The organism is Halomonas sp. ND22Bw (assembly GCF_003011945.1).
In the GTDB taxonomy this organism is placed as follows: Bacteria; Pseudomonadota; Gammaproteobacteria; order Pseudomonadales; family Halomonadaceae; genus Halomonas; species Halomonas halophila.
This window is the reverse complement of sequence record NZ_PXWD01001108.1, coordinates 1-262: the sequence shown is the minus strand read 5'-3', so window position 1 is coordinate 262 and position 262 is coordinate 1. Positions and strand designations below refer to the sequence as shown.

General features: G+C 65.3%; 1 protein-coding gene. It reads right to left on the bottom strand.

Annotated features, from left to right (window positions below; translation table 11 throughout):
* The coding region (locus CVH10_RS21615; protein ID WP_369335957.1) for a 1-deoxy-D-xylulose-5-phosphate synthase N-terminal domain-containing protein at window positions 1-262 on the bottom strand (262 nt) is incomplete at both ends.

Here is a 262-nt window from a genome sequence, read left to right as displayed (position 1 = left end):
GGCCAGCTTGTAGCCCTGGCCTTTCTTCGTCACCACATGCAGGAACTGCGGGCCGTCTAGCTGCTTGAGGTTCTCGAGCGTGGGCACCAGCGAATCGATGTCGTGGCCGTCGATCGGGCCGACGTAGTTGAAGCCGAACTGCTCGAACAGCGTGGCCGGCACCACCATGCCCTTGGCATGCTGCTCGAAGCGCTTGGCCAGCTCGAACAGCGGCGGCGCGGCACGCAGCACGCTCTTGCCGACGTTCTTGGCGGCGGCGTAG